At 43.6% G+C, this 14095-nt stretch carries 17 protein-coding genes; all 17 read right to left on the bottom strand.

Features of this window, described 5'->3' with window-relative positions; all coding sequences use genetic code 11:
- Nucleotides 1–303: 303 nt before the first annotated feature.
- Nucleotides 304–813, bottom strand: a complete 510-nt coding sequence (locus RT717_RS03905; RefSeq protein WP_317490424.1) for a hypothetical protein — start codon at nt 811–813, stop codon at nt 304–306.
- 249 nt (nt 814–1062) lie between these two features.
- Nucleotides 1063–1713 carry a hypothetical protein gene (locus RT717_RS03900; protein ID WP_317490423.1) on the bottom strand — a complete coding sequence of 217 codons (651 nt, stop codon included), beginning with the start codon at nt 1711–1713 and terminating at the stop codon, nt 1063–1065.
- Between the two features lie 256 nt (nt 1714–1969).
- Nucleotides 1970–2380 (bottom strand): hypothetical protein, encoded by a 411-nt coding sequence (locus tag RT717_RS03895; protein WP_317490422.1) that lies wholly within the window; start codon nt 2378–2380, stop codon nt 1970–1972.
- A 215-nt stretch (nt 2381–2595) separates the two neighbouring features.
- Entirely contained in the window at nt 2596–3315 is a 720-nt protein-coding gene (locus RT717_RS03890) for a hypothetical protein (RefSeq protein WP_317490421.1), read from the bottom strand.
- A gap of 177 nt (nt 3316–3492) precedes the next feature.
- The gene (locus tag RT717_RS03885) at nt 3493–4191 is read right to left on the bottom strand and encodes a hypothetical protein (protein ID WP_317490420.1); all 699 of its coding nucleotides are present in this window, start codon (nt 4189–4191) and stop codon (nt 3493–3495) included.
- A 178-nt stretch (nt 4192–4369) separates the two neighbouring features.
- On the bottom strand, nt 4370–4948 hold the full coding sequence (locus RT717_RS03880) for a hypothetical protein (RefSeq protein ID WP_317490419.1): 579 nt from the start codon (nt 4946–4948) through the stop codon (nt 4370–4372).
- Nucleotides 4948–5292: a hypothetical protein gene (locus tag RT717_RS03875; protein WP_317490418.1), complete on the bottom strand. Its 345-nt coding sequence runs from the start codon at nt 5290–5292 to the stop codon at nt 4948–4950. Before RT717_RS03875 ends, RT717_RS03880 begins: the two co-directional genes overlap by 1 nt.
- A 343-nt stretch (nt 5293–5635) precedes the next feature.
- Complete coding sequence (locus RT717_RS03870; RefSeq protein ID WP_317490417.1) at nt 5636–6379, bottom strand: hypothetical protein; 744 nt, start codon at nt 6377–6379, stop codon at nt 5636–5638.
- Nucleotides 6380–6417: 38 nt separating this feature from the next.
- On the bottom strand, nt 6418–6897 hold the full coding sequence (locus RT717_RS03865) for a hypothetical protein (protein ID WP_317490416.1): 480 nt from the start codon (nt 6895–6897) through the stop codon (nt 6418–6420).
- Between the two features lie 220 nt (nt 6898–7117).
- Nucleotides 7118–7447, bottom strand: coding sequence for a hypothetical protein (locus tag RT717_RS03860; protein ID WP_317490415.1), 330 nt, complete (start codon nt 7445–7447; stop codon nt 7118–7120).
- A gap of 20 nt (nt 7448–7467) precedes the next feature.
- The gene (locus RT717_RS03855) at nt 7468–8001 is read right to left on the bottom strand and encodes a hypothetical protein (protein WP_317490414.1); all 534 of its coding nucleotides are present in this window, start codon (nt 7999–8001) and stop codon (nt 7468–7470) included.
- A gap of 183 nt (nt 8002–8184) precedes the next feature.
- Entirely contained in the window at nt 8185–8814 is a 630-nt protein-coding gene (locus RT717_RS03850; RefSeq protein WP_317490413.1) for a hypothetical protein, read from the bottom strand.
- Nucleotides 8815–9514: 700 nt separating this feature from the next.
- Nucleotides 9515–10042: a hypothetical protein gene (locus RT717_RS03845; protein WP_317490412.1), complete on the bottom strand. Its 528-nt coding sequence runs from the start codon at nt 10040–10042 to the stop codon at nt 9515–9517.
- A gap of 174 nt (nt 10043–10216) precedes the next feature.
- On the bottom strand, nt 10217–10984 hold the full coding sequence (locus RT717_RS03840; RefSeq protein WP_317490411.1) for a hypothetical protein: 768 nt from the start codon (nt 10982–10984) through the stop codon (nt 10217–10219).
- A gap of 216 nt (nt 10985–11200) precedes the next feature.
- Complete coding sequence (locus RT717_RS03835) at nt 11201–11689, bottom strand: hypothetical protein (protein ID WP_317490410.1); 489 nt, start codon at nt 11687–11689, stop codon at nt 11201–11203.
- 188 nt (nt 11690–11877) lie between these two features.
- The gene (locus RT717_RS03830) at nt 11878–12612 is read right to left on the bottom strand and encodes a hypothetical protein (protein ID WP_317490402.1); all 735 of its coding nucleotides are present in this window, start codon (nt 12610–12612) and stop codon (nt 11878–11880) included.
- Between the two features lie 168 nt (nt 12613–12780).
- Nucleotides 12781–13941, bottom strand: coding sequence for a hypothetical protein (locus tag RT717_RS03825; RefSeq protein WP_317490409.1), 1161 nt, complete (start codon nt 13939–13941; stop codon nt 12781–12783).
- Between the last annotated feature and the right edge of the window lie 154 nt (nt 13942–14095).

Here is a 14095-nt window from a genome sequence, read left to right as displayed (position 1 = left end):
TAATGGGGTATAATATCAAATAGAATCCAGCGGCCCCATAAACTTGAATTGTATTTCCTGTGGGAGTGAGGCAGAAATCATAAAAGGGTAACGCTACATACAGCATGCAGCGCTTACGATTTCCCGATTTTCTACTTCCCGGCACACTAAATGAGTGGCGAAATGTTATGCACTTCGGTTTCCGCTAGCAGTTAGCCACGCCGCTGATAAATTTATGGTTTGTGGCGGACTAGGCGTCCCCGAAAATCCAAGCCAGCGAATGATTGAAAACTGATGAAACCGCCATTCATTGTTAGCGGCGTGTTAGGGCATTTTAAATCTGACGTATATAGTTCCTCCGTTGCCGAACTGGAGAATTAGAGAGTCGGTGGTCAGCCGCTTTACAAAAACATGGTAAGTCGGATCAGAATATTCATTCCGTAAATTGCTGGGATATGGAACCTCCATGACAATGCCAGAGTCAGATTCTATAAGTCTTACTTCCTCAGTATGACCAAACATCTTAGAGTCGGTAGTTTGAAAGTGCGAAGTATCAATTTGGTAGTAAGTTAAGTTCGCAACAGAATCACTGATAAATTGATACTCTCCAATTGATAGCTCTGTTGCAGGCTCGATACCAACAAATCTGTTCGAGTCTGCCGTATATATGTGTTTGAATACGCCACTGTCCGTCCTGATTACATACTTTAATTCATTGACAGCACCTTCAAAATCTTGATTTAGCTCAACACCCAGAGTATCATAAAGCGGTTTGCCATTTTTGTATGAACCGACGTCGATCCATTTTCCAGCTAGAAGTTCTTTGGTGACCATTAGCGTATGCTCACTGTGGCAGCAGCAAAGAAGTATAACGCAGAATGTTGCCTGTTTCGGTTTCATGCAGTCACTATATGCCCTAACGCCTCAGTAAAGTGAGTGTGGGAGTTTTATGCAGCTCCGCTTCCACTGGCACTTAGCCACGGCGATGTTAAAATTATAAATTGTGGCGGTCAATCCAAGCCAACTGCCCTGTGGCATCCGGTGAAGCCCACATTCACTTTACTGTTGTGTTAGGCATATTTTCTATCGGCTTGTTTTATATCGGTCGGCAAGATGCTTAGAGGCGTCGAATTCGCCGGAAAGAATCTTTGTTAATATTTCATCCAGAGAATAGTTCATGAGCTTGGAGGCAGGAGTTGCGTCATGAACCAATGAGTAGACCCTCTGCTTCTTGTCAATGCCGAGATAGTTGCCGTCTTCCAAGTCATAAATCGTATAGTAGGTTCTGTTACCTACTTGTATGTCCATGAATGATTGCTCGTCAATTCGTATCTGATCCTTTGCAACTAGCGAATTAAAGACCAAATCCGCCTCACTTGGTTGAAATGCAAATTCTGATTCGGTTAGACGATCCACACTGATTTGATTAAAGTCAAATTCGTCAGCACTGTAGTCACTGTTAGATATTCGAAGCCCTTCGATGAGTCCATTATGAATTAGCACATCAACACTCTCAAGCTGTTTGGTCAAATTGGAGAACAACAAGATGCCCGATAGCTTGAAATTCTTGGTCTTATCTATGAATAGTTTGAGACTGTCGCCGGGGTAAGATAGTGATACGAATTTGAAGCCTGGAGCTCCTGGATGGTCAGATAGATAGAAAGTCTTGGTTTGTCTTTCTTGATCAGCTAGAAATTGGTAGGGCGCTGGCAACGCATTGAATATACTGCTCAACAGCTTTTGATTTTCCACTCGATCAAGCTTGTGTCTGTACGGGGGAAATACTGTCGCAAGAAGCCATTGTCCGATACCCATTTTATTATGCCTAACGCCTCGCTAACATGAGTGGTGGAATGTTATGCACTTCCGTTTCCACTAGCACTTAGCCACGCCGCTGATAAATTTATGGTTTGTGGCGGAGAATCCAAGCCAGCAAATGATAGAAAACAGATGAAGCCACCATTCATTGTTAGCGGCGTGTTATATGCCTTTATTCTCCGAAAAACTTGTATTCCAGTTGCAATTCCCCGTCGATACTGTCAGTTGTTGGCTCAAAAGTTAAGAAGCACAAGGTTGAGTACCAGTCAGCACTATATTTAAAATCAACAATCCCTGGAGTCAGTTGTTCAGTTCTATAGATTGTTGAGTCGTTCATGCCAAAAGTGAAAGTTAGGGTATCGGATATGTTCCCATGTACTTCAAGCAAAAGTCCGTGGATGTGTTTCTGATCATCCCTAGCTTGGAATTCAACCGTTTGAGTTCCTTTAAAGTTGTTCAGAAGTAGAGTTCTGGAAGGGATCGGATGCATGCCACTCATGAGAATTAAGAGTCTATAACCTAGAAAAACTAATACACCCAGTACGGCAATTATTATCGTAATAGTTTTGATCACTTTGTTCATAGAAATTACGAATTTCCTAATGGTTGTTGAAGTTCAATGCAGTTGGCTCATCTCCGTCCAGAAGGTTATGGCATATAACGCCCGGCTATGGCGAGTGGGGTTTTGTAATGCACTTCGCTTACCACTCGCACTTAGCCACGCAGAAGATAAAAATAGGCGTTGTGGCGGAGAATCCAAGCCAACTGCACTCAACTAACCTGAACAGCCCCCATTCGCTATAGCCTTGTGTTATCCGCTTTTTCCACCAGTTTCACCCGAATCAGCCGGGATTCCCCTGTCTTTGGGTCTGCCTCAAATACCACGTCTCTGATTAAAAGCGGATCCAGGTTATGAAGCAGTTCAATGTTGGAGGTCTGAATAGTGTCCGTACCGAGTAGGACGAGCGTAGTTACACCACGAGCATCGTTGTCTCTTACTGTCTGAATCGCTAGTTCGATAGATTCTCTACGTCGGCTGGCAAACTCCTCGTCCGAGTAGTAATCTCTTTCCCATTCGTAGATGTCTTGGTTGTTTACCTCGTTCTGCCATTTTCGTTGCGTTATGTCATATGAATAGTCAACCCACAGAAGTATAAAAGCATACATCACAATACCGGCACCGATTGAATAAAGTCTTTCTTTGTGCTTGCGAGTATATCCATCTCTTTTAAGATACCAGTCGCTTAAAATCGTATATGGTAACTTGACGGACATCCAAAAAAGGTCGTATAAGCCATAGGTTTCGACTGCCTTGGCTTCCATCTCTCGCTTTTGTTCTTGTTCGGCTTGTCTGGATACCAAGGCAATTCTCTCCGCCTGCTCATCTGTCCCAACGTTCCGCTTTGCAAGCTCACTTCTTGCTTGTTCCACCGCGGCAAGGTTCCACATGTCAGGGAAAGCAATGATCGCTATGAGTTCGTCTGTGCTTCTCGAAGGGATGGGTGGGTCAAACTCCAATTCGCAGATTAGTTAAGGTCTATGATCATTGCGGATAACGCCTCAGTAAAGTGAGTGTGGGAGTTTAATGCAGCTCCGCTTCCACTGGCACTTAGCCACGGCAATGTTAAAATTATAAATTGTGGCGGGCAATCCAAGCCAACTTCCCTATGGCATCCGGTGAAGCCCACATTCACTTTACTGTTGTGTTAGTAGCTTTTTTTCCGCTAGTAGTTCCTCCAAAGCCTGTTTAGGGAGCTGCTCTAGCCGATTCCCTTCTTTAAGCTGGGATTCTATTTGCTCAATTGTCAATTTGGAGAACCTATCTTTCCAGACCGTCAACAGCTTGTTCCGATTGTAGTCATGATGGATGCACCAATCAGCCATTGCAGGCCAAAATGAGTAAGAATAGTTCAATGGTTTGACAGGAAACTCATCCATGGACATAATGATCGAGCTGATATTGAATTCCTTGTTGTCCGAAGTTCGGACTTGTAGAAATGAATAGTTCGACCAGCTGGTAGGTATGCGTCTTTTGTTCTCCTGATAAAGTGACGAATGTTGGGTCACGGTCAGGTCGTCAAATGAGTAGGTAAATTCAATTTCCCTTCTGAATGTAACACACGCAGACTCTTGGTCGACGATGATTTGAACGCCCCTATTTGAGAAATAATGAACCAAATGCATAATAAGAGTCGGTACCGCTCCAATTATTGCATAACCGACTAAGGCAGATATGGGTCCGACTACTTTTGCAGTGTCCCAGTCCATACCCTTGATATAGTGAGCGAATGGAGCAGCCAGGATTATTACTAAAGGAGCCGACGAAAGCAGATGTCTCCAGTATTTCAGAGATTTATACGTTGCAGTTCGGTTAATGCTGTATTTCTGCGTCAAGATTATTGCTACTAACGCCTCGGTAAAATGAGTGTGGGAGTTTTATGCAGCTCCGCTTCCACAACATCTTAGCCACGCTGATGATAAAATTATACTTTGTGGCGGAGATTCCAAGCCAACTGACCTTTGACAACCAGTGAAGCCCACATTCATTTTTACCGCTGTGTTGTGAGCATTTCTAATCGTAGGTCAGTGAGGTAGTAAGCCATTGTCCGGACTCTTTAGCCAAACTAATACTGACCCGTGTCCCGCCGGTTGTCCCATATGCGCTAAAAATGAGGTGTGCCTTGGTCGAACTAGTTGAGCCGGACACCAGTATTCCGGTTCCTTGGAATTCGCCAATACGGTTGGTCAGCTCGTCGTCTGCCATTATAGTTGTTACAGCAGCATTGAAACCGCCAGAACTTTTCATCGCTGCGCCTCCACCTGTCACCATCAGCATTCCAAAAGCGCAACAGAAGGCCCAAAACTCCAACATAAAATTATTGAATATGAAGGCTAGAAACGCATCTGCTGTTGATTTGTATTCATGGAAGTTCATTGGATGAAGGATCGGATTTTTGATTCGCAAAGGAATCCAAATGATGGTCCCGATACCAAAAAGTATGGGTCCGACTATCGCTCCATATCTCAAGTACTCGATAGCTTTTGCGTCACAGATAACTCCGGTAATGAAAATCAAAATACCGGCCCAGATGAGCGTTTGGTAAATAGTTTTCAAATCGATTCCTCTTGCTTTTGTCTGAGCAGCAAACATTAATTGAGTTTAAATTCAATTTCCTTAACTCCATCCTCTGGAGGACCAAATCTCAATTTGACATTCGCTCCCGACATGAAGTCGGTCGATTCAAGTGTTCCTTTAATTTCTGCGAATAGTTCTTCGGCATTCCTGCCATATAAGAATAAATACCCATCCGAATAGTCTACTGCGATTTCGTTACCATCATAATCCCCTACGGCTTTACCTTTTAATACGTCATCAAGCCTTCTTTCCAGATCTTGTAGCGGGGCCAAGTCCTCCTTATTGTAATTGAAGTGAATTACCACCCCATGCTCAGAGTTCGATTTTTGAAGTCCAAAAAGTTTGCGCAGAAATTCCATGATTATCAGTCTATTGCTCACAACGACTAGCTATCGTGCGTGGGGGTTTTTAATGCAGTTCAGCTCCCGCTAGCACTTAGCCACTCAACTGATAAATTTATACTTTGTGGCGGAGATTCCAAGTGAGCTGTCGTTGCCTCACTATCGAAACCCCCATGCATGATAGGTTTGTGTTGTGAGCTTTTCTAATCGTAGGTCAGTAAGGTAGTGAGCTACTGTCTCGACTCTTTAACTAAGCCAATATTCAGTCGTGTCCCGCCTGGCGCAATAGTCCAGACTAGGATTTTGCAGTGAAATTTGAAGCTCATAGGCTTGGAGTCCGCAAATCCATTTTAGGTACTATTTACTTGGTTGCCTCTAGTACCCTGGTTTCAATTTGTTTTGTTATTTGCTTTAGCTCATCAATTATCTGTTGATCAATACTGCTTTCATAATCCTGCACGCCATGAACAACTTCATTCCTTATCCTGCGAATTAATTCCAACCTTTTGAATTCAGAAACAGTTAGGAAGTTACTCTTATATATCAATCTAAGAGCATCCATTGGCATCCTTCTCTTTTCGTCTTCGCTCAGTATGAATGACATGCTCGTACTAGTCTGCTCAAATTTTATCCATGCCTCCATGAATTTGCCAAGAAGCTCGGTTTTATCTTCCTGTTCCTCAATTAGTTTAAACCCGAACAGATTTAGAAAAAGCAGATTTGCTATTTCAGCATAAACATCAACATTTTTCCTATCAACTGTCAATCCATTTCCTTGATGGTAAAGTTCGTTCCGTAGTCTGTGAAACCATTCAATTTCGCCTAAATCAATGCCAACAATCTTGTCTGAAGCGTGCGTTTCGATTGCATCAAGCAACTTTGGGAAACTTTCTACCATGTCGGCGTAGTCTTTCCTGCTAATTTTTATACCTGTTATTCTAAAGGGAAGTCCTAAGAACGTTTTCATCATCAACTCAATAGAATTGTCAATGCAAATCATTGCAATTCGTCTGTTGGTATCCGAATCTTTTTGCAATAGCCGAAGTCCGTGTTTTAAAAGTTCACCGGGCCCGTTAGCCCAAGGTGGTGTCGCCTTTGCCATCATTCTTTTCCGTTGTTTTAAGCCGCCACCTTATGATTCTATCAGAAGTAACTTAGCTCAGTTGGTGAGATGATATGACTTTGAATTTGCGATTTTGACGACTTTCTCTGCCAAAAAGGGTAAAGCCATGTCAAGCTCGTACCAATTAGCTCCTGGTTACTTTTAATCATTAGGTAGTAATCAGCTCGGAACTTAAAATCACCTCTATAGTGAGAAATCACATTTATAGGATTTGTCAATAACTGAATGAATCGTCTTACTCCATTGATGAGTTCTTGCCCCTCAGACTTGTCATCGAAAACTTCATAAACCGGCCCAATGCCAACTCTTATTTCTTTGGATTCATATTGTATCCAAATGCACTGATCGTCATTGTTAATAGGCTCAACACCAAACCAATATTCTGATTCATTACATGAAACTACATTGCTGACCTTGTCTTTAAGAACCAGGTCAATCTTTTTTATTTCTAGTATGTACTCCGCTTCAGTCAAGTTTGGTGTTTGATAGTTTTTAGCCACTCCGAAAATAGCTCACAACGCCTCGGTAAAATGAGTGTGGGAGTTTTATGCAGCTCCGCTTCCACTACATCTTAGCCACACCGATGATAAAATTAAAATTTGTGGCGGACAATCCAAGCCAACTGACCATTGACAACCGGTGAGGCCCACATTCATTTTTACCGCTGTGTTATCAGCTTCTATTCAGCCGTGCCTCGCATAGCTAACGCTCATGTTGATCCTACTTAGTTTCGATTAACCCAAATTGAGTGTCTATCGCCAACTTCTTTCCGATCTTTGCAGCCTTCAACTGAATAAGAAAATTTGATAAGAGCAGTTCAGCCTGTCTCTTGTCGATCTTAGTATTCGGACGTTTGACTTCGATTTTGGTAAAGATGTCAGCTGGTGATAAGTCTAAACCGGTATAAACAACTAAACCGCATTGATATATTGTCCCGGTTTCCAGTCCGACAAGTCGGCTCTTTAGTTCAAAAATGTCGGGAATTATGAATTCACTTTTGCTGTTTACTCCGTTTGCTTTCTTATCCGTGTGCAGAAACTTTTTCGTCATGTGATCAAAGCCTTTTGCTATCAGTTTTTAAAGTCTTCCATCACGTCGTTTCCCAATGTCACAAGCTCTGAAGTCAGCTCTAGGAATTCTGCACTGGGTATGTAGTTATAAAATCCGACCGATAACTCTGCGTCTGCCAATAAATCGGTGAATTCCAATGTATAGTAAGAGGCATTTAAGTGGTCGTCATATGAGTTAAGCTCGGCTTCGGAATAACGAGACCTGAAGTCGTCTATAATCTTTCGAGTTATTTCAGGGTCAGTTCTGAAGTTGAAACTCTTGGCTGCTGGAGAGTCCTCATGCCAGGTTCCGGTCGAGAGAAATACATATCCAGCGTCATTAATAGAAACCTCAAGGTCAATTTCATCATCCTTCAAAAATTTATACTTCAATTGAGCAGTTCCCTTTTGTACGTCCAGCAACGGCTCGATACATGAGTACCTGTTGATTTTCCGTTGCAGCCAATACTCAGAGTACAGCAGTTCTTCGAAGCTCAGGTAGCCTGTGAGTCCTGCCACAATTCCGAAGATGAGAAGAAGCCCAACTTTTTTCACGTCTAGTAAGTCTTTGCTGATAACGCCTAGCTAAGCAGCGTGGGGATTGGTAAGAGAATCCGCCACCGTACGTACTTAGCCACACCGATGATAAAAATACACAAAGTGGCGGGGACTGCAATCCCCACTGCGATTTCCTTACAGCTAAGGCCCCATGATGTCTTAGGTTTGTGTTGTATGGCTTTATTGGTACTTCCAAATTTTCTCACTCTTGTCCCAGTGCCATCGATCTGTAATAGGAATCGGGATATCTAGATGATAGTCCTTATCGTCCAGAAAGTAGCTGAACCGGCTCACTTGGTATGCAGCTGGCAAAACTTCATTCAAGGATGCTTCGTCCAGGTCAGCCAAGTCGGCGGGATAATGTCCGTTCGCTACTTTGTAATCCTCAAGCCGTTTCGATATTATCTGTCCACTGGTATCCCGCTGGTCTGTGTCCCATTTAAGAATCGGCTTGGTAGCGAAATAGCCTACATAAGCCCCAATAGCTAGACCATTTGTCCAAATTAGCAGATTTCCGAGTCGTTGACCCTTAAAGAACTTGTAACTCGAAAGTAAAAGTGTAAGTGGTCCAGCAACCGCTGCAAGAAGAAGCATCAACATGACTGGTAGCAAAAGAAATTCTGATCCAGCGTAAAAGACTCCGCCAAGATAATAAAGGACAACAAATGCTGCTGTTAGTAGTCCGATGACTATGGTTTTCTTCATTCCTGCAATGCCATACAACGCCTGTGTATGGCGAGTGCCCCACACCGTTTCTAATTGCAGAAAGATAGCCGATTCGCTCGAAACAGCAAAGACTGGTTTAGCCATTCAGCATAACCTGGAACCGGCAACTTTTCCATAGCCCTCCGCTGCTTGACGAGCGAAACGGCACTACTCTCCTACTACCGCTTCCATTATGCAGCTTGGGCATTCGCTATACACCTGTGTTGTAGCCTTTTTCATTGTCTAGCAGCGCCATCAGCAGGACAGCCGTCCTTGGGTAGCAGTTGTCCAGCGGCCTTGCAGAATGACTGTTCACTGCAGGTGCGATGGCCGTGTGGGCGTGAATCGCCAGTGTAAGGGGAATGTGTGTAAGCGGCGTGGGCGAAAAACAGAGCGGGGGGTGTCACGGCCTTAGACCTGTCAATTACACCTACGAAGTGCGCTGGCCGAGTCGGGGGGTATCCATCAGAGAGGGGGGCCAAGCGATGGCTGATTGGGCGTGATCAGGATGAGGGGTTGTATGATGACACAGAAGTCGTTTACCGAGCGGCTTGAAACGAGAGCTTTTTTTTTCAGCCAGTTGAAGACAGCAAAGGCTTCGATCTCACATGCGCCCAACGCCAGAAAATCCAAATTGGCTACAACGCCTCAGTAAAGTGAGTGTGGGAGTTTTATACAGCTCCGCTTCCACTGGCACTTAGCCACGGCGATGTTAAAATTATAAATTGTGGCGGGCAATCCAAGACAACTGACCTTTGATAACCAATAAAGCCCACATTCATTTTTACCGCTGTGTTATCAGCTTTTAAAAGTCTTCCATGACAGCGTTTCCCAATGTCACAAGCTCTGAGGTCAGCTCCAGGAATTCTGCACTGGGTATGTAGTTATAAAATCCGACCGATAATTCTGCGTCGGCCAGTAAATCGGTGAATTCCAATGTATAGTAAGAGGCATTTAAGTGGTCGTCATATGAGTTGAGCTCGGCTTCGGAATAACGAGACCTGAAGTCGTCTATAATCTTTTGAGTTATTTCAGGGTCGGTTCTGAAGTTGAAACTCTTGGCTGCTGGAGAGTCCGAATGCCAGGTTCCGGTCGATAGAAATACATATCCAGCGTCATTAATAGAAACCTCAAGGTCAATTTCATCATCCTTCAAAAATTTATACTTCAATTGAGCAGTTCCCTTTGGTACGTCCAGCAACGGCTCGATACATGAGTAGCTGTTGATTTTCCGTTGCAGCCAATACTCAGAGTACAGCAGTTCTTCGAAGCTCAGGTAGCCTATGAGTCCTGCCACAATTCCGAAGATGAGAAGAAGCCCAACTTTTTTCACGTCTAGTAAGTCTTTGCTGATAACGCCTCGCTAACATGAGTGCTGGAATGTTATGCACTTCCGTTTCCACTAGCACTTAGCCACGCCGCTAATAAATTTATACTTTGTGGCGGACAATCCAAACCTACAAATGATTGAAAACCGATGAAACCGCCATTCATTGTTAGCGGCGTGTTATAGGCATTTGTCAGCAAATACTTGATTTGTCAATTCTCCAAGGCATAAGACAAGTTCTCCGACATTCGCAGCGTCTGCTATCAGCGTCCTGTTCAAATATGATGGTGCCAAAGAGTCCACCAAATCAGCGGCATGTTGTCGATAAATTTCTACTAGTTCGGTATTGTAGACACCTAGCATCACGCCATTCTCATCACGCCCACCAGAATGATCAATTAGTTTAGTTCTAAAGTCCGCAACTGTTTTTGCAACATCACATTCATTGACTGCATCTCCGAACACCGCTTCTTGACTCCATATTAAGTTGGAGATCAACTCTGGGTATTCTGGTCTGTGCTGGCTTCGTGTATTTAGTGGAACAACATGCCAAACCACCATGACAACGGGCAAGAAAATCAAGATAAGTTCCGGTCCCAATACATTAGTATTTAGATATACATACAGACATCCGACAATTACAGTCAGGATTGAAAGAGATGTTGCGATTGTGAACATCTCAGGTGTCCCAGGTAAATGCAGGATTCTCATAGCCACATATAGCAAAAGTGAAACTGTAGTTGTTGCTATCGTTGCGAGAAATGGTCTAGATAGTTTTTTCTCTGTTGTCAGTAGTGCGGTCGAGGTTGTCGATAGCACGATCACAAGCAAGACGGGGAGAATCAAGAAGAGAAGAAGAAGACCTACGGACTTTAGATCTGACTGGAATTGAAATAGCAGCCCGATAAGAACTGTCGATAAAATGCCGTACCTGAAACTTTTATGCATGAAGAAGCTCTATTGCCTATAACGCCTCAGTAAAGTGAGTGTGGGAGTTTAATGCAGCTCCGCTTCCACTGGCACTTAGCCACGGCAATGTTAAAATTATAAATTGTGGCGGGCAATCCAAGCCAACTTCCCTATGTCATCCGGTGAAGCCCACATTCACTTTACTGTTGTGTTAGCAACATTTTCAGTTGGGCTGTCGACGTGCGGGTCTGTTGTCTATTTGACAATTTCCGTCACACCGGTCAAGGCAACGAAATGTCTGCGCAACCTCTGGCGATCATTCCTAGCACCGAGTCCACCCATAGCAACAGTCAACAGAAGCATTCCGCTCAAGAAAAATCCGTCCTCCCAATTATTAAACTTCCAAAACATGAATACACTACCCAACGTCAGCGCTATTGAAATTAAAGTGAAAATCAAAACAGGAAAAATTAGCAAGTCATACCTCACCTCGACAACCACCCCCTGGTCAGTCTCAGACAGTTGTCCGTTTAAAGTATAAAATGAGGGACTAAGACCTTTGATTATCGCAATATCAAAACCTGTGTTGTAAATGTGGCCGTAGAAGTCTCGCCTATTTGAGCCGTTGAGTAAGTAGTGCAACAGCAGAAATGGCCCGACAACCAAAGAAGCAGAGCCTGCAGTTGTAACCGTCTCAAGGTGTTGCAGAAATGCAGGTATGGATTTGTCCGTCTTGTAGTGCATCTCAGCAGATATTCTTGTTGCTAACGCCTCGGTAAAATGAGTGTGGGAGTTTTATGCAGCTCCGCTTTCACTACATCTTAGCCACGCGGATGATAAATTTATAATTTGTGGCGGATATTCCAAGCCAACTGACCTTTGACAACCGGTGAAGCCCACATTCATTTTTACCGCTGTGTTAGGCACATTTATTATTGTTGTCTGGCAGTAAAGCGTTTTATGCTGGTGTCGTCCAGGACTTCACTTAGTGACATTGGTTCCCTTATGATGCATCCATCACAGAAATAGACAAGAAGTCCAGACTCCTTTACTTGGCTCATTTTGGTCTTGATGTCAGTGTCCAATTCCGTCCCGTTGGCTTGTAGTAAACAGAATCCCAAATACGAGTAGGCCTGTCTGACGGGGTTGATACTAAATAACCAGTTTTTAAGTTCGTCGGTATTGGCTGCCTGAACAAGTGTAAGCATCTTCTTTCCCTCTTCGGGCATTTGTCCGGCAGCCCCGCAGCCATAACCGAATGTCGTCCTGTTTGGCAGACGTTCTAAATGGTCTGGATCAAATGAAGGAAAGGAAAAAGTACTATCTAGCTTGCTCTGAAGAATCTGATGATCAAACCCGTCAAATTCGTCATTGATATCCCATGAGTATATCTCGGAATAAAATATTTTCCCATTAATGGAAAGAGTCAGGAGGGCAATTCGTCCGATTTTTTTTCCTTTGGCCGGCCGCCAATTTGTCTGTGTTACGTCTGAATTTAGCTGATCGGTGTGCTCTACATAAAATTTTTGCTTGCCACCTATCTGCTCAACTTCGTTGATCGTCTTGGCAGCTAATGCTTGGCTAACTGCTAATTCTTGATCAGATTGAGCAAGTACCTGAGTTGCAACTAGCAGAAGAATCGATATTTGCACGAATATTTTCGTCATGTATGCTTTTGTGCCTAACGCCTCGGTAAAATGAGTGTGGGAGTTTTATGCAGCTCCGCTTCCACTACATCTTAGCCACGCTGATGATAAAATTAACCCTTGTGGCGGATATTCCAAGCCAACTGACCTCTGACAACCGATTAAGCCCACATTCATTTTACCGGCGTGTTACCGCCTTTTTTCAAAAATTTCCGATATAGCCCAAACATCGAAGCTTGCGTCCCCCGTGTAAAGATATTCCTCCTTTACAAATACCAAACTGTCGGAGTCTAAGTGTCTGATGTTGATGTAACCATGGTCGGGCAAGTGGCAATTTGGACATTCTATATTTGAAAGTCGTATTATTTTATTGTCCGGAAGTAATTCCCAATTTCCTGTCATAGCTTTTGTGGAATTGATTGAAACCGTGTAAGTGCCATTAGTATCAAAATCATAGACCACTTGCGAAGAAGCGAGATGCTTTTCTGCTAGGAGTAAGTCGGAGTCTAATTTTTCGAACCCATGCTGAGTGCCAATCCGTTGGCCAGCTTTGCTATAGTCTGTAATCACCCAGTCTGAGTCGGTTAGTGCAGCAATTAACGTCGATTCGCTATCACCACTTTGGCCTTTGACAGATAGCACCACCTTTTCCGCTATTCCTTGAATCCAACTTGTGCAGTAAATGGCAGATTCATTGAGGCTGTCAACTTGAAGGATCCGGTGGTCATTGGCATCAAAAAGGATCTCCAGGTTAATCAAAATCTGTCCATCAATATCTTGAACAGCCCAATATCCCTCCGAATACCGGATTTCCTCGTTTGCCGCAATATCGAGCCGGTCAAAGCTATTTACCTCGTTTAGGCCGTCCAGTAGCAACTCGTCTTTACGATTGATAGAATAAATGTACAAAATTCGACTTCGAATGCTCTTCGATTCCAACGACCATTCCTTGTCACTTAGCAGGTCACTGAGTTTGGATTTACTTTCAATGCCTTTTGTTGGTTGTCTCTTTAGTGGATTAAAAACCACGATGTCGTCGTCGGTGAATTGAATAGCAAGAATTGAGTCGGTTAGTTGGGTTATCTCAGCACTTGAATAAGCGTCTGACAATATTTGACCGTCAGAGATTCGATAGGGGAATACAGCCTCATCTCGTCCAAACAAAAACAGATGCAAACTGTCATTTTCAAATTGCAGGACAATCTGATAGTCCGTCTCGGTAATTGTGGAGTCTGACGACACGCCACCAATAGGCACCCAAGTCTTTTCAATCTTTGAAGACCCTTGGATATCGCAGGATGCCAAAGTTGTCAGAAACAGGCCTGTAATTAGTAGTGATTGTGCAGTCATGCCATTGGCGGTAACGCCTCGGTAAAATGAGTGTGGGAGTTTTATGCAGCTCCGCTTCCACTACATCTTAGCCACGCCGATGATAAAATTATAAACTGTGGCGGACATTCCAAGCCAACTGACCTTTGACAACCGATGAAGCCCACATTCATTT

Origin of the sequence: Imperialibacter roseus (assembly GCF_032999765.1) — a bacterium.
Classification (GTDB): Bacteria; Bacteroidota; Bacteroidia; order Cytophagales; family Cyclobacteriaceae; genus Imperialibacter; species Imperialibacter roseus.
The sequence above is the reverse complement of the archived record's forward strand: the minus strand, read 5'-3'. Positions and strand labels throughout refer to the sequence as shown.